The sequence below is a fragment of the Pseudomonas sp. Marseille-QA0892 genome (assembly GCF_054950135.1).
This window is the reverse complement of sequence record NZ_CM143104.1, coordinates 2,759,828-2,779,679: the sequence shown is the minus strand read 5'-3', so window position 1 is coordinate 2,779,679 and position 19,852 is coordinate 2,759,828. Positions and strand designations below refer to the sequence as shown.

The window sequence follows — 19,852 nt, the reverse complement described above, 5'->3', positions numbered from 1 at the left end:
AGTGCCAATCATGACGGTAGCGAGCGGCTAGGCTCTCGCTATCGTTATGGTCAATCGGAAACTGCAGCGCGGCTGAAGGGAAGCGGGTTGTCTCGCTTCCAGAGAACGGCGCGCGGCGCCGGTCGACATCTGGTGGTCGGCCCGAGGCCGCCGCCAGCATTAACCGCATGCGCTTGCTGTGGCAGGTATAATGACCCAATCGCTTTACCGGATACCCATCATGTCCCTTCATCCAGCCGAGCATTCCTCGCTCGGCAAGTCGACCGAATATCTCGACCAATACAGCCCGTCGTTGTTGTTCCCCATATCCCGGCTTACCAAGTGGACGGAACTAGGGCTCGACCCGCATGCGTTGCCCTACAACGGTGTGGACTACTGGACGTGCTATGAGCTGTCCTGGCTGGAGCCTTCCGGTAAACCGCGGGTGGCCATCGCTGAGTTCGAGATACCCGCGGATTCGCCAAGCATCATCGAATCAAAGTCATTCAAGCTCTATCTGAACTCACTGAATCAGACCCCGTTCGAAAGCATCCAGGCGTTGGAAGCAACGTTGGTCCAGGATCTTTCGGCCGCCGCCGGTTCGTCTGTCAAAGTAGCGGTACAGAGCCTGGCCGCGGTGACGGAGCAGGGTGTAGCCACGTTGCCGGGCGTCTGCATTGATGATGTGGATGTGCGGATCGATAACTACGATCAGCCTTGTGCGGATTTATTGAAATGTACGGCCGATGAGGCTGTTCGTGAGTCGCTTCATAGCCATCTTTTGCGTTCGAATTGCCCCGTAACGGGCCAGCCGGACTGGGGCAGTCTGTGTATCGAATATGAAGGAGCACGGCTGGATCGAGCGGCGTTGCTGGCCTATATCGTGAGCTTCCGTAGGCATGCCGACTTTCACGAACAGTGCGTCGAGCGAATCTTTCTGGACCTGAAAGCGTTACTTTCGCCTCGGCATCTCACCGTCTACGCGCGTTATGTCAGGCGAGGTGGCTTGGACATCAATCCGTACAGGACAACTGAGCGCACTTGGCCATCGAGTCAGCGGCTGGTGCGCCAGTAGCCCCCATTACCGGTGTATCAGATACCCATGTTGGCCAGGCTCTGCATGATGTTGCGAAGCGTGCCGGCCGTTGTAGGATGGGCCACTTCGAATCGCTCGACGGCCAGTCGAACCCCGTCCATGAGGTTCGGATCGCTCAGTCCTGCATTCTCGGCACGTAGCTTGAGCTCTACATCCGCAATGAGGTTGTCGAGCTCCTCACGCTCTTCGGCGGTAATGGGCGGGTTGCTATCCAGGTGGTCCCGAAGGGCCTGTAATTGCTGGTGCAGATCTTCGGCCATGGTGGCGTTTCCTTCTGTCAAACCTGTCTGTTCGACCGTATCCGCTTGGGAAAGGTCGCTTCGTTTGCGTTTCGCGCCATTGCATGGCGCGATAGCTTGAGTCATGTGCGCAGGCAACAGCCTGGCGGTGCGGAATTTGGACGGTCTAATACACTCATAAACCAGCAGCGGTTAAACTCCGCGCTGTTGCCGGCTGATACCAGCCGATCTCGTTATCCAAGGAGACTGGACATGTCCCACGGCGCCTCTTGGCCTGCCCGCATCGCTTGCCTTTGCCTGAAGGCAAGCCTAATCCTGCTACCGGCTTTCGCCTCCGCGGCAGAAGAAGACCCCTGGGAATCGATCAATCGACCCATCTTCACGTTCAACGATACGCTGGATACCTATGCACTGAAGCCAATCGCCCAGGGCTATCAGACAGTGACCCCGCAGTTTGTCGAAGAGGGCGTGCATAATTTCTTCGGCAACCTCGGTGAAGCGCGGAATCTGATCAACAACCTGCTGCAGGCCAACTTCCACGACGCCGGTGTCGATACGAGCCGATTCCTGTTCAACACCACCTTTGGTGTCCTGGGATTTGTTGATGTAGCCAGCCATATGGGTCTTCAGCGCAACGATCAGGATTTCGGCATCACGCTGGGCAAATGGGGAGTTGATAGCGGTCCATACGTTGTGCTTCCGTTCTTCGGGCCAAGCACCGTCCGTGACGCGTTCGGGCGGGTGCCGGATGCCTACACCAGCGTCTATCCTTATATAGATGACGTACCCGTCCGGAATGTCATGTTTGGTACGGGCATCGTCGATACACGTGCCAGCCTTCTTTCAGCGGAAAGGCTCATTACTGGCGACAAGTACATCTTTCTCCGCAACGCCTATCTACAGAGCCGGGAGTTTCGCGTGAAGGATGGGGAAGTCGAAGACGACTTCTGAATCGGAGGGGGAGGCGGCTAACCGCCTCCCTTTTGTTACGGATCATTTCATCGAGATGATCGCCAGCCCTAAAGACTGCTTGCCCGATGCGGTTGATGCCACCCGTACCACTTCGGCTTCCGCGTGAAGGCTTTCCAGTTCGGCGTGGGAAGACTCGATCAAAACGCTGACCTTCTCACCGATCTGAAGGCTGGTATCGGCTTCCAGCTGCATGCCGGTGCTGGAAAGGTCGATGCATGTCGCCGGGATATCCTCACCGGCGTGCCGAAGCGTCACCTGCGCTTCCAGGCGCATACGAATAAAATCACGTTTTTCACTGTAGGAACGATCGCTCTGGCTCATTGGAATGCCTCGTGGTGGAAGGGCGAATACGGCGCTTATAACCTCCGTTTCTAACGGGGGTAAAGGCGCCCTGCGAGTGTCGGAGCATGCTTGAATCGGCTGTCGGATGGGAGTACCGTCTGCGCCTGAAGCGAACCCGTACGGCGCTTTATGGCACTTTGCCTGATGCTAAAGTTCCGAAACGTGACGCCGTCTGCCTGGAAAATACATGCCTACCCCCAGCGCTACGCTACTGATAATCGATGATGACGAGGTGGTGCGTGCAAGCATTGCCGACTACCTGGAAGACAGCGGATTTAACGTATTGCAGGCCAGCAATGGGCTGCAAGGTTTGCAAGTCTTCGAGAGCAATCAGCCCGATCTGGTCATTTGCGACCTGCGTATGCCGCAAGTCGATGGACTGGAGCTGATTCGTCGAATCTCAAAGCTCGATGTCGAAACGCCTGTGATCGTCCTCTCTGGTGCGGGTGTGATGAACGACGCGGTCGAAGCGCTCCGTCTGGGCGCGTCTGACTACCTGATCAAGCCGCTCGAAGATCTCGCCGTCCTCGAACATTCCGTCAAGCGGGCGTTGGACAGGGCGCGGTTGCGGAAGGAGAATACCCGGTATCGGGAAAAGCTCGAGAAGGCCAATCGCGAGCTGCAGGCCAGTTTGAATCTCCTCCAGGAAGATCAAAATGCGGGTCGGCATGTACAGATGAACATGCTTCCCGTGACGCCGTGGCAGGAAGGCGAGCTGCACTTCGCGCATCACATTCTGCCTTCACTGTATCTATCGGGCGATTTCGTCGACTACTTTCGGGTCGATGATCACCGGGTAGCGTTCTACCTCGCCGATGTATCAGGGCACGGCGCCTCGTCGGCATTCGTCACGGTGCTATTGAAGTTCATGACGACGCGGCTGTTGTATGAATATCGTCGGGGCGGAAGCCTTCCCGAGTTCAAGCCGTCGGACGTTCTGGGCCATATCAATCGCGGATTGATCAACTGTCGTCTGGGAAAGCATGTCACCATGCTCGGCGGCGTAATAGACGAAACAACGGATACCCTTACGTACAGCATCGGCGGACATCTTCCGCTGCCGGTGCTGTTCAGCGAAGGAGAAGGGCGCTACTTGCAAGGGGGCGGGCTGCCAGTCGGCCTGTTCCAGGATGCGACCTATCAGGATCAGGAATTGGCCTTGCCTTCATCTTTCAGCCTGACGCTGCTGTCAGATGGCATTCTGGACCTTTTGCCAGGCGATACGCTCAAAGACAAAGAGCAAGTGTTGCCTCGCCTCGTCGGCGAAGCGGGTGGCCGCCTGGAAGGGTTGAGCCGCATATTCGGATTGGCTGAGCTGGGCGAAATGCCGGATGACATCGCCTTGTTGGTATTGAGCAGGAACCTTGCATGAGTACTGGTAAAATCCAGTTCGCCGAGCAGGATGGCACGTTTGTCCTCAAATTCGTGGGCGAAATCCGCCTGACGTTGTGCTCTGCGCTGGATGCCACGATCGAGAACATTTTCTCGTCGATCAACTTTTCTACCATCGTCATTGACCTGACTGAGGCGCGGAGCATCGATAGCACAACGCTCGGGCTGCTAGCCAAGCTCTCTATCTTGTCGCGTCAAAAGGTGGGCCTATTGCCGACCGTGGTAACGACGAATCCTGATATCACACGCTTGCTCGAGTCCATGGGCTTCGATCAAGTGTTCAATATCGTGGGAAAGCCGTTGCCGTGCCCTGAATGTCTTGAAGACTTGCCGCCGCAGGATCAGACGGAGGACATTGTCCGTCGCAAGGTGCTGGAGGCCCACCGCATACTAATGGGGCTGAACGAGTCCAATCGCGAAGCCTTCCATGATCTCGTCAACGCGCTCGAGCGCAGTTGAGTCCCCAGTCCACGCATACACTCTTCGCACACTCGCTGTTCACCGTATTTGGCCTCGACGGAATCACCGGCCGTCGAGCACTCCCACGGCCTGATCGAAGACCTCCATCGGGTCGTCCGCTTTGTGAATATCCACTGACAGGATCTGCCTGAAGCGGCGGGCGCCTGGAAAGCCTTGCGCGAGGCCGAGGACATGGCGGGTCACGTGATGTGCTGCGCCACCTTGTGCAAGATGGCGCTCAATGTACGGCCTGAGCGCGCCTAATACGTCAGTCCGGGTCGGTCTCCCATGGTCATCGCCAAACAGTGTTCCGTCGACGTCGGCGAGTACATAAGGGTTTTGGTAGGCCTCCCGACCCAGCATGACGCCATGAAAGGTTTCCAGGTGCGACCTGCACTCATCGAGTGTCTTGATGCCACCATTCAAGATGAACTCAAGGTGAGGGAAGTCCTGGACCAGTTGCGCGGCGACGTCGTAACGCAGTGGTGGAATCTCGCGATTCTCCTTGGGAGAAAGCCCTGCGAGTATTGCGATACGCGCGTGGACGGTGAAGCTCGTGCAGCCGGCCTCGCTCACCTGCCCAACGAAGTCTCGAAGCTGCGCATACTCTTCCCGGCCGTCAATGCCGATCCGATGCTTCACGGTTACGGGTATGCCGACAACATCGCGCATGGCCCGGACGCAATCGGCGACAAGCGAGGGGTGCCCCATCAGGCAAGCGCCGATCATATTGTTCTGGACGCGATCGCTCGGACATCCCACGTTAAGGTTGACTTCGTCATAGCCCCATTGCTCAGCCGATTGGGCGCATCTGGCGAGGTCGGCAGGCGTACTTCCGCCAAGTTGCAGCGCGATCGGATGCTCCGTCTCGTCGAATGCAAGAAAGCGAGCCGTGTCTCCGTGCAGTAGCGCACCCGTCGTAACCATCTCTGTATAAAGCAGCGCGTGGCGCGAGAGCAGACGCATGAAAAAGCGGCAATGCCTGTCAGTCCAATCCATCATGGGAGCAACCGAGAAGCGGCGAGAGAGCGTAGCTCCCGCAAGTTCTGATTTTGGGGCTTCTAGCATGAGGTCTCCAGCGAGTGTCGCCGAGGGTTCCGAGTGTTACGAGTGTTACGAGTGTTCCGGCGATATCTGAAAGCTGCGGGATACGCGGTACCCCCGAAGTTCAGCTGTACTGCCGGAAGCGGGCACTCCACCTGGCAACTGTAGAACGCGTAGCGTGCGTATGGCGGGACGGTATATACGACTCAGAACCGCATCAAGAAAAATGGCGCGCAAGTCTACACCGAGCGCCAGAGTTTCGAGCAGAAAAAAGCCGGCGAAGCAGGGCCAAACGTCGGGAAAGACGATCCGCTATGCCGCTGCAGTCGCCGGAAAATTGCGCGCGCTCTAGCAGAACATTCCCCGTTATTACCTTCGAGACGGGACCAAGCCGATACCACGATGTCGCTGCGTTAATGGCCCTCCATGAATAAGTGACGTTCGGCGGGCATTAAGCAAGTGGAAGCTTGAACAGACACAACCGGTAGGATATGGGGCTGCGAGGCTCGTGGCGAATGTGGAGGGTGTGCAGCCAGGGAGTCTCATTACGTTTATGCGGCCAGCAGGCTGTAGGAGTTCCCCCTAGATAGCTGTGGAAGCCAGGTAGATAGTTGCTGGGCTGGCTAAGTAGAGGTGCAGCTCAGTGCGGCTGAAGTGCAGGCATTTATTAGACAACGTATCTTTGGATGACTGGATCATACGACTCGCGTTCAATCGAACGAGGGCCCTCGGCATAACGAAGACGCACTCTTTGCAAAGTCAACGAAGCCGGGCTGGCCTGGGTATAGGTCGCGAAATTGTGGCGGCCAGGGAACTACCGCGGCAAAAACCGTGCCTGTATACCTACACATTATGCCTGGCGCTCAGCACACCGATGTTCGATCAGCGACCTTGCCAGGCAAGGGCCATTCATTGATGTTCTCTACGCAGACGCTGCTTCGTCATCAAACCGTCCTGGCGAAATTCGGGGAGTTAGCTCTCAAGGGTAAAAGCCTCGATGAAATTCTCGACCAGGCCTGCCGACTGGTCAGCGAAGCGCTTGATACGCCATTAGCCAAGGTCATGGAGCTGCAGGCCGATGGCATCACTTTGCTCGTTCGTAACGGCGTCGGTTGGCGACCCGGGATTGTGGGGCAGGTCAAGGTTCGGGCGGTGAAACGGTCCTCCGAAGGCTTCGCATTGCAAACCGGTGAACCGGTGATTTCGAAGGATATCAATGCCGAGTCCCGCTTCGACTATCCTGACTTCCTGAAAGAGCACGGTGTACGGGCCCTAGTGAATGTCATCATTCTGGGCCCTGAAGGCTCTCCGCCCTTCGGCCTACTTGAAGTCGATAGCACCTTGGAGCGCGAGTTTTCCAGCGCAGACATCGATTTCCTGCGCACTTACGCCAATCTGCTCGGCGCAACGGTGGATCGTTTGCGCAAAGAGCAGGAACTCGAACGCTCCGAAGCAGAACTGCGCAAGCTCAATGCTCATTACCGCGCAGCGACCGTGCTCAATCCACAAATCCCCTGGACGGCGGATGCACAAGGGCTTGTGGATTCCTTCGATGACCGCTGGTTGGCGCTTACCGGCTTGACCCATCAAGAACTGATGGGCGAAGGCTGGACGCGAGTTCCGCATCCAGACGATCTCGAGCAAATGCAGCGAGTGTGGACCGAGTCCGTAACAACCGGAGCAGCCTACGACATCCGTGTTCGCCTCCAGACGGCCAGTGGTGGCTATGGTTGGTACCGAGTGAGGGCATTTGCGCAGACGGGTGAGCACGGACAGCGCATACGTTGGTACGGCACAGTGGAAGATATCCAGGAGCGCATGGATCTTGAATCGGCTCTGCTGGACTGGAATGAGACGTTGGAAGAACGGGTGCGAGATCGCACCTCGGCCTTGGAGCAAGAGCAGATAGGGCGCGCGTTCACGGAAGAGAAGCTGAGACAGAGCCAGAAGATGGAGGCTGTGGGCCAGCTTACGGGGGGTATCGCTCATGACTTCAACAACATGTTGGCAGGTGTGATCTCGAGTCTGGAGCTGCTTCAACTACGGATAACCAAAGGCCGAACGGATGACCTCGAGCGCTACGTTGTCCTGGCTCTGACGTCCGCCAATCGGGCGGCCGGTCTGACCCATCGGCTCTTGGCCTTTTCCCGGCAGCAGCGACTCGATCCTAGCGATCTGCAAGCGAGTGCCTTGGTCAGTGAGCTGGAAGATCTGATCAAGCGTACGGTGGGGCCCGGCATTCGGTTCGAAGCGCTTATTGGCGATACGGGCTTGATTCATTGCGATCCCAACCAGCTCGAAAATGCACTCTTGAACCTTGCCATCAACGCACGTGATGCCATGCCGGACGGTGGCGAGTTGACGCTCGATATCGCTCGAGTGATTAGCGAGCCACACGATGGCGACTCCATAGATCTACCGGTTGGAGACTTTCTCAAGATTAGCCTGACCGACACCGGTACGGGTATGTCCCCTGACGTCCTGGAGCGGGTCTTCGAGCCGTTCTACACCACGAAACCACTGGGTCAGGGTACTGGCTTGGGCCTATCCATGGTCTTTGGTTTCGTAGAGCAATCGGGTGGGCAGATCCGCATTTACAGTCAGGTCGGTATAGGCTCTACCGTGAGTCTCTTTTTCCCTCGGCTGAGTAACGGTATCAAGCATGCTGAAAAGACAGGCCAGCCTGATCCGGTCGCCTACCCCATGGGAAACGGAGAGAAGGTGCTAGTGGTCGACGACGAGATGGTCGTTCGTAAGACCATGGCTGGGGTGCTGAACGAATTGGGTTATCAGGTGTTCGAGGCTGCAGATGGCGCTTCTGCGTTGGCGACATTCGAACGCGTGCCTGGCATTCAGCTGTTGGTGACCGACATCGGATTGACCGGTGGGATGACCGGAAAGGTGCTATACGACAGGTTGGCCACCCTGCATCCCAACCTGCGTGTCCTGTTCGTCAGCGGTTTTGCAGGCAATCTGTTCGATGAAGGCCTACCGACTAACGCTCTGCTGCTTTCCAAGCCGTTTACCTTGAATGATTTCAGCGAGCGCGTACGCCAGCTGGTCAGCTCACTTCGCTGTCTTTGATTAGGGAAGCCTCTGATATCGCGCCCGGACGCTAACCACTGCCGAGCAATTCTGCTCGGCCCTGAACGCGCCTGCAGCAATGCATCGCACCGCATCGCAGGCGACGGTCGTGTAGGCCGATGATAAAAAAGCGGCTAGAGCCCGGGAGGAATTTGTTCTTATCTTCCGACCCGATATTTTCCGATCCTGGGGGAAACTGGCAGTAGCGCCTGTATTGCTTCAAGGCAATGGATACGGATCAGCCTAGGACTAAAGCAGTGGCGAAGCCTCAGGTAAAAGGGGCTTTTCCTGATGCTGTGCGCGCTTATGGCGGGCGATTTCAGATACGTGAGTGGCCTGCCGCCTAGCGCGGACCTACCGCTGTTAGTCCAGTGGTCGAGACGGGAACTTCGCAACAAAACGCGTCCCCTCATCTTCGGCAGAACTCACCGTCAATGTGCCTTTGTGCGCGGAGACAATCTGCGCCGCGATGTAGAGGCCGAGGCCCAGCCCTTCAGCACGACTGCCAACGGCTGATCGTGTGAACGGCTGGAAAAGAAGCGGCATCAATTCAGGAGAAATGGGCGAGCCGTAGTTATGTACCTCTACCCGTATGCACTCGCCGTCCCTAAGAACATTTACGTTCACCGCCTGATCTTTCGCACCATGCGTGACGGCGTTTGTCAGCAGGTTGGCGAGCAGCTGGCCGATCCGTGAGGGATCGCAATAGACGTCCCCCTTGATGACCAGGGATTGCTCGATGAGGACCGACGGGTGCGATATCCGTATCTCGCTGATCACGCCCTGCAGTAAGGCCTGAAGGTCGCTCACCTTGGCTCTGTTGACAGGTATTCCACCGCCCAGCCGGCCGCGTGCAAAGTCGAGGACATCTTCAATCAGCGCACCCATGCGGCGAGTGCTCTTCAAGATCGTAGAGGCGAACCTTCGTTCCTGCCGATCCGAAACCTTCTTCTCAAGCAACTGAGCGGACATCTGAATTGCACTAAGCGGGGTACGTAGGTCATGGCTAAGTACTGCCACGAATTCATTCTGCAGACGCACCGCTTCGTTTGCGCCCGCTAGTTCATTTTCGCTGGTGGTAAGGGCTCGCTGCATATCGAGACTTGTGGCGATCAGTTCAGCAAACAGCGTGAACGACGTCAGCACCTTGTCCGCATCGAGCTCTGCAGGTACCCGATCAAGCGCGCAAAGCGTGCCAAAGAAGTCTCCGTTCGAAAGCACAATGGGAATCGAAACGTAACTCTCCAGTTGGTGATTCTTCGGTATGTGATGAGTTGAATAAACCGGGTCTTCGCTTGCGTGTGTAAACAGCACTGGCTCTCGGTGCTGCCGGATCTCATGACAAATCGTACTTTCGATCGGAATCTCGTAACCGGGGCAAATGCCTGACTCCAAACCATCATCCACAGCGCATGCGATCCAGCGATGGTCTGTCACCCTGGCAACGGTCGCGACGCGCATGCCGGTGAGCTCTCTCATCATTCTGAGAATGGTAGGAATCGATTTGATACGGGCGACAGCCGCTAAGTCGGCTGCAAATTCAAGGTCGGGCATTCAGATCTGGAAACCAAGCAGATAGGAAGTGTAGCGAGCGTTATGCCATTTTCGCTCGGGGTGTAATGCATCATGAGTCGCAGCAACATTCATCTGTTCAACGGCTCGATACTCAGTGTCTTGCGGGCATGCGAGTATTTGGAACAGCGTTTCGCTACTGCGTTCGGTTGGGGGCTTGCCCCAGTGCTACGTCGCAGGCTGTGAGCAATGCATCCAAGGACCAGGGTTTGTGCAGGAAAACTTCTGGAGTGTGGCTGCTGTATTTTGTTTCGTCGCAATACCCTGAAGCTACTATGGTTGGCAGGCCGAGCTGCTCTGTTGCCAGCCTTGCCAAGTCGAAGCCATCAAGCTCCCCAGGCATTCGAACATCCGTGATAAGCAGATCAACCGGTACGCGACCAGAGGTAAGGTAGCGCCACGCATCATCTGCGGTTTCAAACGTTGTCGATTCATAGTTACGTATTTCCAAGGCATCACAGATCAACTGCCGGATGTCTTTGTCATCGTCCACAATCACCACAACCATAACGTGCGCTCTTACAAGCTTTTCCCTCAGATCGCGGACGCGACCTACAGGTTTTAGCCAAGCGGCTACCAGCGCGTGCCGTCGGTCTGAGCAGTCCTGACGCGCCCGCGCTCCAGAGCCTACTTCGCACGGTCCTGCTTGCTTACAGGTACGTCAGCGTCTTGGATTTGACCGGCCCGCATCGTCACTTGGGTCATCTTCGTTCCTTTATAAGCACAGAAATGCGGGCGGATCCAAAGTGCCATACGGCTTGCCCGAGCCGTTCTATCGACCTGAGCGTGAGACAGATAACGCGAAAGGAAGTGGTACGTCTCCAAGTCGTACGGCTAGCCAGACATACGATCATAGTAATGGTTGGCCACTGCGATCGTCCTGGTAGTCAACTCGACGGCTGAATAGGGCCAAGCACGGATGATCTGCGAAAACCGGGGTTAGCAGCGTTTCCGCATCTATCATTCGCTGACCCGAGTTAGTAGCGGTTTCGTATACGATGACTATGGCGCAGCGGTGTTCTTCCAAATGGCTAGCCAGAGCGACCCCAAGAGTGGCCGCCCCTTAACGGTAAATCGGGTGCGAAAAAAGCGTCACGGGGCATCTATACGCGTTTGGCACGTTATGGCGACTACTGTTTGCCGCGGCCAAGCGGAAAGGTGAGTGCACGTCACCCTACAAATGCAATGTGTTGTGCGGGCCGCTATGGTCGTCCGTTTCGCCTCGAAACGCCAGCGCAGATCTGTCTGTGGTGGCCATATGCGATCAACGGTATCGGTGGTATTGTTCAGGCCCCGCTTTTCGCTCGCTTCAGCGCGTTGGCTGTAGTTTGTTTTTCGGCGGGTCCGTGAGGTCTGAGATCGCTGTACACGGCTCGGTGCTGAGCCTGTGACGGACGCTGCCGCTGTCGCTATTGGCACCGCTTTCGTGCGGCGGGCCGGCGAAGAATTTCTACCTGAACATTCGCTATACGTAGATGCGGCGGTTGGTAGTATCAAATTTCTTAAAGATCCGGCTAAAAAGTGGGAACTAAAACTAAAAATAAGCGACTATTAAGCGCTCATAATTAGATTTCCTTTTTTGTTATTGATGGGAGTAGTCATGACTGAACTGACCAAATACCGTGAGCTCGAGCGCCAGCTCGCCGAACAGCTACAAGCGCTCGAAGAGATGAAGCGCAGTGACTCATTGAAGAAAGAGCTTGAATTCGAAGAAAAGCTAAAGGGGTTGATGTCTTCCTATGATATGCAGCTGTGGGACATTATCAGCATTCTTGATCCGGACGCTTCCAAGTTCGAACAGCCGCCGGCAAACAACGTCCGGAAAACCCGTGCGCCCCGCGCCGTGAAGCGTTATGTGCATCCCGATTCAGGCGAGGTCATCGAGACCAAAGGCGGCAACCATAAGCTGTTGAAGCAGTGGAAGGCCGAACACGGTAGCGAGGCCGTTGAAGGCTGGGCCCAATAAAAGGGCACGAACATTCGACGCTATAAGGTGGCAGCCGGAAGAGTAGAGGGCGACTTTTCTACTTTTCTTGCCGTCACGGGTATCTGGGACTTCATTAGCCATCGCACGGTGCAGGTACGGGCTGTGACGATAGATGATCAGTCTTTTGCTGAAAACGTCTCTGCGGCGACAACCCTACGGCCAAGTGTAGCTGAACCCAGAGAGCCGATATTGTTGGTGTGCACTCGCCGATCAACTAACCGACAGAAGCCATTAGTTGCTTACAGCTGACTCCTGTACGGAAAAACGCGGCGTATACGAAGCGATGTCGAGCACTGGCGAGTGTGCCCACGAGGCGCCTCGTTTGTTCTTGATATCTATGCACTTCGAATGTAGCGGATCAGTCGACTGCGTAGATTTGAGTACGACTCACCCGCTACGGGTACCTGCCCGTGTCCATGGGCAGTTACGCCTGCCTATTGTGAACTTATCTAAAGTCCTTACCGGTAGGCGCAAAGCCGGAGCCGAATCTGCTTCCCAAATAGGCGGGAAACGCAGTGCGGTAGGGGAACTCTGCATCGATAGGGCGGTCTCTCCGCTGTTGGACCGTTCGGCTAACGTCCGTTCCACCTCGGGTGCGTAAGTCATCTAATCATTCTTAGCACGTGCCCCGTCATCTCGCGCCAATCGCTGGCCGTCTTTCACCAGAATTTGAAGATCACACATGTCCGTATTTCGCTTACTCCCCACGATTTCGTTTCCAAAGATCCGTACCGCCTCCGCGCTTCTGCTCACCGGGCTATTCAGCGTAGGTGCGGTGGCTCAACAAGCGGCTGACAGCAGCGAGCGGTGGGTCAGTGATAGCCTCAGCACCTACGTCCGTAGCGGCCCAACGGACGGGTACCGGATTGTGGGGACCCTAACGTCCGGCACCAAGGTAGAGCTTGTGCGCACACAGGGAGATTACAGCCAGGTACGTGGCGACAGTGGTGACACTGTCTGGATACCGACAAGTGACTTGCAGACGATGCCCGGAAAGGCGGAGCGACTCGAGTCGCTCGAGCAACGGGCTGCAAATTTGAGCGCCGAGCTGGAAGGCATCAATGAGTCCTGGAAAACACGCGTTCAGGGGATGCAGGAGACACTCGACTCACGCAAGGCACTGATCGATGAACTCGAAGCTGCTCGGTCCTCCCTTGATTCCCAGTTGAGCCAGGCCAATGCTGAATTGCGCGAAACCAAGGCACAGCTCGGCGAGGAGCAGCAGCAAGTGCTCATGCGCTATATGGTCTACGGAGGCAGCATCGCGGGTGCTGGCCTGGTGGCTGGGCTGATACTTCCAACGATGCTGCGCGTTCGCCGCAAGCGGAACGATCAGTGGATCTGATGGCTGGCCAAGCGCTGGTGCCGCCGTTATAGGACATGCTTTTGCACGAGCCTACTTAGCCGATTGTTGATGATGAGCGATAGCCGCGGGCATAAGCCGCGCGGCTACGGTTGATCACTCCCGCCACAGGGGATCGGGTGGTAGGCCCTGCGGTATCGTCCATTCGGAGACGGCGTCCGCCGGTTTAGCCCTGGTTCAACCACGCCTCGCAGTATTCCACAAGGTACTGGCGCAGGTGCTGGATCGGGGGTGTAAGCGAGCCGCCATCAGAACGCCGCAACCGACGCGTTGAACGAATGAAAAGCCGCGGCCCCGCTCCAGATGCCGAGTCGCACCACCCGCGTATGCGGGCAATACATTCAGCTAACGCGCAGTGGCTGAAAAGCTTCCTGCCTGAGCCGTACGGATAAAGAGGTGGCGGTCATGGAGGCGAACGACCTCCTTCATGGCAACGAAAGTGTGCTGACGTGTCCAGTCCTAGGTGTAGCGAAGGCAATGAAGCTCAAATCTGTCCCCAATATGGAGGTAGCCGTGAGCAACTGGGCGGTATCGAAGCGAAGTGCACAATGCGGCGTCCAGATCCTCGCATCCCGTTACGGTCGTAGCATCGCTGCCGATACAGCCTTGCCATGAAGCCGAAACGTGAAGGGCATTGAAACTGGCAGCAGAGCAGACTCGATCCGGGCGGTGACGTAAGGGCGGGCGCGACCAGCGCCGAGCCCGAATCGCTTCAACCGAGTACGTAGGGCAGCACAATGGCCGTTGCCAGTCCCAGTAGGATCATGCCCAGCGCCGAGAAGGCAGCGCACTCCTGGCCTTCCTGAAGCGCGTGCGCGGTGCCGATAGCGTGCGCATTCATCCCCAGCGTGAAGCCCCGCGCGGCCGGATCGGACACCCCCAGTCGGTTGAGTAGCGGCGGCGCCAAAGCGGTGCCGATCACACCGGTGAACATGACCATGACGGCCGCAAGCGATGCAATGCCGCCCAGGCTGTCCGCCAAGGGAAGCGCGATAGGCATGGTTACGGATTTCGGGATCAGGCTCATCAGCAGTTCGGGGCGCAGCCCTAGCAACCAGCCGAATACCAATGTCAGTACAGCACCCAGACTGCCGCCTACCAGTAATGTGATCATCAGCGGCCCGAACAGCTGCCTTACGCGCGCCAGGTTCTGGCAAAGCGGCACGGCCAGGGCGACTGTAGTGGGCCCGAGCAGCGCGGCGAGTACCGTGTTGGATTCCCGATAGGTTACGTAGTCGATATCGAATACGTAGAGGGTGGCGACGATCAATGCAGTCGCCACCAGTACCGGTTGCAGCGCGAGCACCCCGGTCCGTCGCTGCAGTACCAGCGCCAGCTGGAACGCCGCAAGCGTTAGCCAAAGTGCGGCGAGTGGGTAGGTCGAAGCCAACTGATTCATCGAGACGTCCGCTTTCGAATGAGCCGTTGCAGCAACCAACCGCAGAATGGAACCGTGACGAGCAGCGAGAGGCCAATCGCAGTGAGCAATGCCAGCCACTCGTTTGCCGGGAGATGGTCTGCGCTCGCGATACCCGCAGCCGGCACCACGAGCATGAGCGGTAGGTAAGGGAGCAGGGCAGTTGCTGTGCGGGACAGATAATCCGGCACTTCGCCGAGCGCGATCAACAGGAAGGTCAGCAACAGGATGCCAATGACCGCGGCTGGAATGCCGGGCACCGCATAATGATTGATGCCTGCACCCAGCAGGAAAGCGCCAATCAGAATGAGCAAGCCGGCGATACTCATGGCTTGCCCCGGGTCAGTCGAAGAGGCAGCGTTCGAGGCGGTGTCATTGTAATTGTCTCCATACCGGGCCCTTCAGTATGCCGCGACCAGCCGACACATGCCGAGCCCGACGTGAATGCGAGGCAAACATAGAACGGACCTGCAATGTCACCGCCTTGCGCGGCAAGAGGCGGTCGGGGTCAGACGGACGTCTGCGCAGCGACAGCATCCCTGGCCCGAGTGAAGTAAAGGATGGCTGCCACCGGATTGATCGCAACAGCCATACCTAGCGCTTCGGGGTGAGGCAGGCGGCCGAAGGAGGGCAGGGATGTCCCAGGCAACCCAGCGCAGCGGCCGAGCCGCTCATGACGGGGCGCGCTCAGGCCATTTCTACCGCTGCTTGCCGGTTGCTGTGCACAACGAACAGCAAGAGCGCGAAAATCCCCAATGCGCCGCCAAACAGGGCCACCACGGGCCATCCATAAGTGGCATACAGGGCGCTCGCTGCCGCCGAGCCGATCGCTCCGCCAATGAAGATGCTGCTCATGTAGAGGGCGTTTAGCCGGCCTCGGCTCTGAGGGTCGAGTGCATAGATGGCGCGTTGACCCAGCACCATGTTCATCTGGACCGCGAAGTCCAGCACGACTCCGGTCATTGCCAAGGCGATAATGGCGTGGTCAGTCCCGAGAAGGGGTGGCACGAAGCTCACAGCTGCCAGCGTCATGGCGAACATCGTCGCGCGCTGTGTGTGACCGGCATCTGCCAGGCGTCCCGCCAAGGGGGCGGAAAGTGCTCCCACTGCGCCGACCAATGCGAACAGGGCAATCTCACTCTGACTCAGGCCGTGGTTTCGCGTCAGCTCAAACGGCACCGCCGTCCAGAAAAGACTGAAAGCCCCGAATAAAAGTGCCTGGTAGAGCGCTCGCTTGCGAAGTACGGGTTCGCGCCGGATCAGCGATACAAGCGAAAGCAACAGGGCGCCATAGGATGCCCGGTGGTCAGGCTGCCGCACTGGCATGACGCAGCGCACGGCAAGCGCTATCAGTGCCATCAACAGCGCCGCCGAAAGAAATACGGCACGCCAGCCGAAGTGGTCGGCGATCACGCCGGAAAGCGGGCGGGCCAGCAGTATGCCCAACAGGAGCCCGCTCATGATGTTGCCGACGACGCGCCCGCGTGACGCTTCCGGCGCCAGGTGTGCCGCCAACGGTACCAGTATCTGGACCGACACCGAGGTCACGCCGATCAGCAGTGACAGCAATAGAAACGCGGCTGGCTGCTCGACCCATCCGGCAGCAGCCAGTGCCACAGCGGTGCCTAGCGTCGTGGCGATCACCAGACGCCGATTCTCAAGCAGGTCTGCCAAAGGGACGAGCAGCAGGAGACCCAGGGCGTAGCCAATCTGGGTCAGTGACACGATGAGGCTGGCGCTGCCATCGCTGAGCGCGATCGAGGGTGCAATGAGCTCGATGATGGGTTGCGCATAGTAGATGTTGGCAACGATCGCGCCACAACAGAACGCTAGAAAGAGCACGAGCTTTGAGGAAAGGGGCGTGGGCCCCGACGATGATGTGTTCATGAAAAACTCCCAGGCGACAATGGACCGTGATGCCGGCAGGTAGGCTGACCGGCTTGCACGGATAGGCTAGGGAAGTAAGACGTTGTTCAGAATCCGCCGGCGCCGCAATACGGCGTTGCGCCGCCAGCAATTATTCCGCTGCAGAAACGCGGCGGTACAGGGCTCGACAGCGCTCGCTCATGGCCAGCCGCGCCAGAAAAGCGCAGGACTACCGTGGAGCACTTAGGCTATTCAGCGTTCGCTCGCCGCTTTCCCGCTGGCTGCACGGATGGTATCCGACGACGAAACATGGGCCCGCCAGAAATCAAGAAACGCTTTGACGCGACGTGAGCCACGTCGGTTTGGCAGGTACAGCGCGGAAATGGCGGAGCTGGCCTGGCCCGGCTGGGCCTCGTATGGGGTCAGCAGTTGAACGAGCGATCCAGACGCCAGCGCGTCGCGTACGAGCCAGTCGGCCAGTAGCGCGATGCCGCCGCCGCCCAGTGCAACGGTCTTGAGGAGTTCAGCACTGTTGCTCTTCAGCCGACTTTGTACGTCCACGCGCTGTGTGTGACCGTCCCTGGAGAAATTCCAGGGCGAGACACTATCGCCGTATCGATAGGTCAGGCACGCATGCCGCAACAGGTCGTCCGGTGTCATGGGTGAGCCGGATTCGGCAAGATACGCAGGACTTGCCACAACTACCCGTTTGAAATTGCCTAATGGCTGGCAAATGAGGGCGTCGAGCACCGAAGGCGATCCCAGTCGAACCGCCACGTCCACACGCTCATTGAACAGGTCCGACAGATCGTCAGACAGTTCGACCCTCAGATCGATGTGCGGGTATTGGGAGAGAAAGGCGGCCAGATATGGCGCCAAGTGCACTCGACCCAACGCAGATGCGATCGAGACATGCAGCGGGCCGGTTGGCTCGCCGGTTTGGTCACGTACATGGCGGTCCATGGCGTCGACCGACTCGAGAATCGCGCGAGCCTGTTCGACGTAGAGAAGGCCTGCTTCAGTGAGCGACACCTGCCTTGTAGAACGGTTCATGAGTGGCGTTTGCAAGTCGGCCTCAAGTGCGTCCATCAGGCGCGTTACCGACGAGGTAGCCACTCCAAGCTTGCGTGCGGCCGCAGAGAACCCCTGACTGTCTGTCACTTCAACGAACCAGCGCATTGCCAGCAGCTTATCCATAGCATCCTCGATCATCCATGCGCGTCATCGACATGCCGCGTCTTTTCTTGAGTAGGGAAATTCAACCTTCACGATAGTAATGATTGACTCCCTAGGCGTTGGGAAAGTCCGTATAAGTCAAATGGCCATCACGACTTTCCTGGGCCTCCTTCCATGTCCATACGCAACCTTCGCATCGCTCAGCGCGCATCGCTCTTCTTCGCCCTGATCACCGTCCTTTTGATAGTGGTAGGTGTATTCTCGTTCGTGCAAATGGGCGCGCTCCGAGATGCTGAGCAAGAGGTCGAGACAAATTGGCTGCCCAGCATCGAATCGTCCGCGAATATCAATCTTCTGCTCCAGGCGCTTCGTATCGAAAGCCTCCGTGTGTTGGCATCTCCCAATGGTCCCGAGCAGGATCAGACCTTGGCCCGCATCGCCACGTTGCGTCAGCAACTGGTCGCCGAGGCCAACCGCTATCGTGACGAGCTGGTCAGTTTCGAGACTGAAGCCCGGATGGCGGATGCCTCGTATCGAGCGATGAGTGATTATCTCACTGGCCTCGACACGCTACTTGCACTCGACAATGCGGGGCGCGACGATGAGGCGCTGGACTGGGCCAACCATCGACTGCATGACTACGCCGATGCGTTCCAGCAGCAACTCACCACCTTGCGTGACATGAACCGGGAAGGCGCGCACGCGTCAGGGCTCGAGGCGAAGGCCACCTACAGCCAAAGCCTTACGATTCTGGGCGCGGTGATGGCTATCGCGGTCGCGCTGACGGTCGTCTTGGCCTGGTTGCTCACTCGCAGCCTCGTTGCGCCAATTAACGCTTCGCTCAAGGCGGCCGAAGCCATCGCAGCTGGCGATCTGACGCAGCCCGTGGAGCCGTCGGGCAACGATGAAGCGACGCGTCTGATGGTTGCGCTGCGCACGATGCAAGCGAATCTGCGTGACACGCTCCATGCGATTTCTGATTCGTCGACACAACTCGCCTCCGCTGCGGAGGAGATGAGTGCGGTAACGGAGGAAAGCAGCCGCGGGCTGCAGGCGCAGAACGGAGAGGTCGAGCAAGCCGCTACAGCGGTGAACGAGATGAGTGCAGCGGTAGACGAAGTGGCCCGCAACGCGGTGTCGGCTTCCGAGGCCGCCCGGCAGTCGACGCAAGCGGCGTCGGTCGGTAAGCGCCGCGTGGATGAGACCCTGACCGCCATCCGTGAATTGAATGCTCAGGTCGATCAGACGACCGCTCAGATTCACGGGCTTTCAGAGCAATCTCGTGACATCAGCAAAGTGCTGGGCGTCATCAACGCCATCGCCGAGCAGACCAACCTGCTGGCGCTCAACGCCGCTATCGAGGCCGCGCGTGCCGGTGAGCAGGGCAGGGGCTTTGCCGTAGTCGCTGACGAAGTGCGGGCGCTGGCACAGCGCACTCAAAGTTCTACGTCGGAGATCGAGCACATGATCCTGACCATTCAGAAGGGCACGCAGGATGCGGCAACTTCCATGGAGCAAAGCCGCGCGAAAGCGGGCGCAACGTCCCGCGCAGCCGATCAGGCCGGTCAGGCATTGATCGAGATTACTGAATCCGTGAGCCAGATCGACGAGCGAAATTCCCAGATCGCGACCGCATCAGAAGAGCAGGCTCACGTGGCGCGCGAAGTCGACCGTAATCTCGTGCGGATCAGGGATCTTTCGATCCAGACGGCTGCCGGTGCGAACCAGACCTCGGCGGCAAGCCACGAGCTCTCCAACCTCGCGGTCCAGCTCAACACCCTGGTTCGGCGCTTCAAGGTGTCGTAACCCGCTAGCGTCATGAGACGCAAAAAACCCGGCCGCCTGAGCGCGCGCCGGGTTTTTA

Annotated in this window: 17 protein-coding genes and 1 pseudogene; 9 read left to right on the top strand and 9 right to left on the bottom strand. The window is 57.9% G+C overall.

The features are described from left to right. Window positions 1-220 precede the first annotated feature (220 nt). The gene (queF, locus tag ACY8D3_RS12920; protein WP_462379175.1) at window positions 221-1,054 is read left to right on the top strand and encodes an NADPH-dependent 7-cyano-7-deazaguanine reductase QueF; all 834 of its coding nucleotides are present in this window, start codon (window positions 221-223) and stop codon (window positions 1,052-1,054) included. 17 nt (window positions 1,055-1,071) lie between these two features. Here queF and ACY8D3_RS12915 read toward each other — a convergent pair whose 3' ends face one another. Beyond that, window positions 1,072-1,335, bottom strand: a complete 264-nt coding sequence (locus ACY8D3_RS12915; protein ID WP_462379174.1) for a DUF4404 family protein — start codon at window positions 1,333-1,335, stop codon at window positions 1,072-1,074. A gap of 231 nt (window positions 1,336-1,566) precedes the next feature. On the opposite strand from ACY8D3_RS12915, the gene ACY8D3_RS12910 reads away from it, so the two are divergent. Continuing rightward, window positions 1,567-2,265, top strand: coding sequence for an MlaA family lipoprotein (locus ACY8D3_RS12910; protein WP_462379173.1), 699 nt, complete (start codon window positions 1,567-1,569; stop codon window positions 2,263-2,265). A gap of 42 nt (window positions 2,266-2,307) precedes the next feature. Here ACY8D3_RS12910 and ACY8D3_RS12905 read toward each other — a convergent pair whose 3' ends face one another. After that, a complete protein-coding gene (locus ACY8D3_RS12905; protein WP_462379172.1) occupies window positions 2,308-2,607 on the bottom strand; it encodes a PilZ domain-containing protein in 300 nt (99 codons plus the stop codon). A 208-nt stretch (window positions 2,608-2,815) separates the two neighbouring features. On the opposite strand from ACY8D3_RS12905, the gene rssB reads away from it, so the two are divergent. Together rssB and rssC are read left to right on the top strand one after the other, a co-directional pair. Continuing rightward, entirely contained in the window at window positions 2,816-4,000 is a 1,185-nt protein-coding gene (gene rssB, locus ACY8D3_RS12900; RefSeq protein ID WP_462379171.1) for a two-component system response regulator RssB, read from the top strand. Continuing rightward, window positions 3,997-4,479, top strand: a complete 483-nt coding sequence (rssC, locus tag ACY8D3_RS12895; protein ID WP_462379170.1) for an anti-sigma factor antagonist RssC — start codon at window positions 3,997-3,999, stop codon at window positions 4,477-4,479. The genes rssB and rssC overlap by 4 nt, the downstream gene beginning before the upstream one ends. A 63-nt stretch (window positions 4,480-4,542) precedes the next feature. Here the strand turns inward: rssC and dusA are convergent, their stop codons facing one another. Further along, window positions 4,543-5,547, bottom strand: coding sequence for a tRNA dihydrouridine(20/20a) synthase DusA (dusA, locus tag ACY8D3_RS12890; protein ID WP_462379169.1), 1,005 nt, complete (start codon window positions 5,545-5,547; stop codon window positions 4,543-4,545). An 891-nt stretch (window positions 5,548-6,438) separates the two neighbouring features. Between dusA and ACY8D3_RS12885 the strand changes: the two genes are divergently transcribed. Continuing rightward, a complete protein-coding gene (locus tag ACY8D3_RS12885; RefSeq protein ID WP_462379168.1) occupies window positions 6,439-8,607 on the top strand; it encodes an ATP-binding protein in 2,169 nt (722 codons plus the stop codon). Between the two features lie 363 nt (window positions 8,608-8,970). Here ACY8D3_RS12885 and ACY8D3_RS12880 read toward each other — a convergent pair whose 3' ends face one another. Beyond that, window positions 8,971-10,161 (bottom strand): GAF domain-containing sensor histidine kinase, encoded by a 1,191-nt coding sequence (locus ACY8D3_RS12880; RefSeq protein WP_462379167.1) that lies wholly within the window; start codon window positions 10,159-10,161, stop codon window positions 8,971-8,973. Between the two features lie 154 nt (window positions 10,162-10,315). Continuing rightward, window positions 10,316-10,687, bottom strand: coding sequence for a response regulator (locus ACY8D3_RS12875; RefSeq protein WP_462379166.1), 372 nt, complete (start codon window positions 10,685-10,687; stop codon window positions 10,316-10,318). A 1,092-nt stretch (window positions 10,688-11,779) separates the two neighbouring features. Here ACY8D3_RS12875 and ACY8D3_RS12870 point away from each other — a divergent pair. Beyond that, window positions 11,780-12,145, top strand: coding sequence for a histone-like nucleoid-structuring protein, MvaT/MvaU family (locus tag ACY8D3_RS12870; RefSeq protein ID WP_462379165.1), 366 nt, complete (start codon window positions 11,780-11,782; stop codon window positions 12,143-12,145). A gap of 703 nt (window positions 12,146-12,848) precedes the next feature. Further along, window positions 12,849-13,511 (top strand): TIGR04211 family SH3 domain-containing protein, encoded by a 663-nt coding sequence (locus ACY8D3_RS12865; protein ID WP_462379164.1) that lies wholly within the window; start codon window positions 12,849-12,851, stop codon window positions 13,509-13,511. 730 nt (window positions 13,512-14,241) lie between these two features. Here the strand turns inward: ACY8D3_RS12865 and ACY8D3_RS12860 are convergent. The 4 genes from ACY8D3_RS12860 to ACY8D3_RS12845 all read right to left on the bottom strand — a co-directional run bounded on the left by ACY8D3_RS12860 (window position 14,242) and on the right by ACY8D3_RS12845 (window position 18,009). Continuing rightward, a complete protein-coding gene (locus ACY8D3_RS12860; protein WP_462379163.1) occupies window positions 14,242-14,928 on the bottom strand; it encodes an LrgB family protein in 687 nt (228 codons plus the stop codon). Next, entirely contained in the window at window positions 14,925-15,275 is a 351-nt protein-coding gene (locus ACY8D3_RS12855) for a CidA/LrgA family protein (protein ID WP_462379162.1), read from the bottom strand. The genes ACY8D3_RS12860 and ACY8D3_RS12855 overlap by 4 nt, the downstream gene beginning before the upstream one ends. 358 nt (window positions 15,276-15,633) lie before the next feature. Beyond that, window positions 15,634-16,833: an MFS transporter gene (locus ACY8D3_RS12850; RefSeq protein WP_462379161.1), complete on the bottom strand. Its 1,200-nt coding sequence runs from the start codon at window positions 16,831-16,833 to the stop codon at window positions 15,634-15,636. A gap of 231 nt (window positions 16,834-17,064) precedes the next feature. After that, on the bottom strand, window positions 17,065-18,009 hold the full coding sequence (locus ACY8D3_RS12845) for a LysR family transcriptional regulator (protein WP_462379160.1): 945 nt from the start codon (window positions 18,007-18,009) through the stop codon (window positions 17,065-17,067). A gap of 153 nt (window positions 18,010-18,162) precedes the next feature. Between ACY8D3_RS12845 and ACY8D3_RS12840 the strand changes: the two are divergent. Together ACY8D3_RS12840 and ACY8D3_RS12835 are read left to right on the top strand one after the other, a co-directional pair. Then, window positions 18,163-18,888 (top strand): annotated as a pseudogene (locus tag ACY8D3_RS12840) (MCP four helix bundle domain-containing protein); the annotation flags it as partial. 21 nt (window positions 18,889-18,909) lie between these two features. Next, window positions 18,910-19,794: a methyl-accepting chemotaxis protein gene (locus ACY8D3_RS12835; protein ID WP_462384370.1), complete on the top strand. Its 885-nt coding sequence runs from the start codon at window positions 18,910-18,912 to the stop codon at window positions 19,792-19,794. Window positions 19,795-19,852 lie beyond the last annotated feature (58 nt).

What these genes read in the sequence shown, in the direction of transcription:
- ACY8D3_RS12860 (WP_462379163.1), bottom strand. Translation starts at nt 14,928, where the DNA reads ATGAATCAGTTGGCTTCGACCTACCCACTCGCCGCACTTTGGCTAACG.
- ACY8D3_RS12855 (WP_462379162.1), bottom strand. Translation starts at nt 15,275, where the DNA reads ATGAGTATCGCCGGCTTGCTCATTCTGATTGGCGCTTTCCTGCTGGGT.
- ACY8D3_RS12850 (WP_462379161.1), bottom strand. Translation starts at nt 16,833, where the DNA reads ATGAACACATCATCGTCGGGGCCCACGCCCCTTTCCTCAAAGCTCGTG.
- queF (WP_462379175.1), top strand. Translation starts at nt 221, where the DNA reads ATGTCCCTTCATCCAGCCGAGCATTCCTCGCTCGGCAAGTCGACCGAA.
- ACY8D3_RS12875 (WP_462379166.1), bottom strand. Translation starts at nt 10,687, where the DNA reads ATGGTTGTGGTGATTGTGGACGATGACAAAGACATCCGGCAGTTGATC.
- ACY8D3_RS12905 (WP_462379172.1), bottom strand. Translation starts at nt 2,607, where the DNA reads ATGAGCCAGAGCGATCGTTCCTACAGTGAAAAACGTGATTTTATTCGT.
- ACY8D3_RS12910 (WP_462379173.1), top strand. Translation starts at nt 1,567, where the DNA reads ATGTCCCACGGCGCCTCTTGGCCTGCCCGCATCGCTTGCCTTTGCCTG.
- ACY8D3_RS12835 (WP_462384370.1), top strand. Translation starts at nt 18,910, where the DNA reads ATGGTTGCGCTGCGCACGATGCAAGCGAATCTGCGTGACACGCTCCAT.
- ACY8D3_RS12885 (WP_462379168.1), top strand. Translation starts at nt 6,439, where the DNA reads ATGTTCTCTACGCAGACGCTGCTTCGTCATCAAACCGTCCTGGCGAAA.
- ACY8D3_RS12870 (WP_462379165.1), top strand. Translation starts at nt 11,780, where the DNA reads ATGACTGAACTGACCAAATACCGTGAGCTCGAGCGCCAGCTCGCCGAA.
- dusA (WP_462379169.1), bottom strand. Translation starts at nt 5,547, where the DNA reads ATGCTAGAAGCCCCAAAATCAGAACTTGCGGGAGCTACGCTCTCTCGC.
- ACY8D3_RS12845 (WP_462379160.1), bottom strand. Translation starts at nt 18,009, where the DNA reads ATGGATAAGCTGCTGGCAATGCGCTGGTTCGTTGAAGTGACAGACAGT.
- ACY8D3_RS12865 (WP_462379164.1), top strand. Translation starts at nt 12,849, where the DNA reads ATGTCCGTATTTCGCTTACTCCCCACGATTTCGTTTCCAAAGATCCGT.
- ACY8D3_RS12880 (WP_462379167.1), bottom strand. Translation starts at nt 10,161, where the DNA reads ATGCCCGACCTTGAATTTGCAGCCGACTTAGCGGCTGTCGCCCGTATC.
- rssB (WP_462379171.1), top strand. Translation starts at nt 2,816, where the DNA reads ATGCCTACCCCCAGCGCTACGCTACTGATAATCGATGATGACGAGGTG.
- ACY8D3_RS12915 (WP_462379174.1), bottom strand. Translation starts at nt 1,335, where the DNA reads ATGGCCGAAGATCTGCACCAGCAATTACAGGCCCTTCGGGACCACCTG.
- rssC (WP_462379170.1), top strand. Translation starts at nt 3,997, where the DNA reads ATGAGTACTGGTAAAATCCAGTTCGCCGAGCAGGATGGCACGTTTGTC.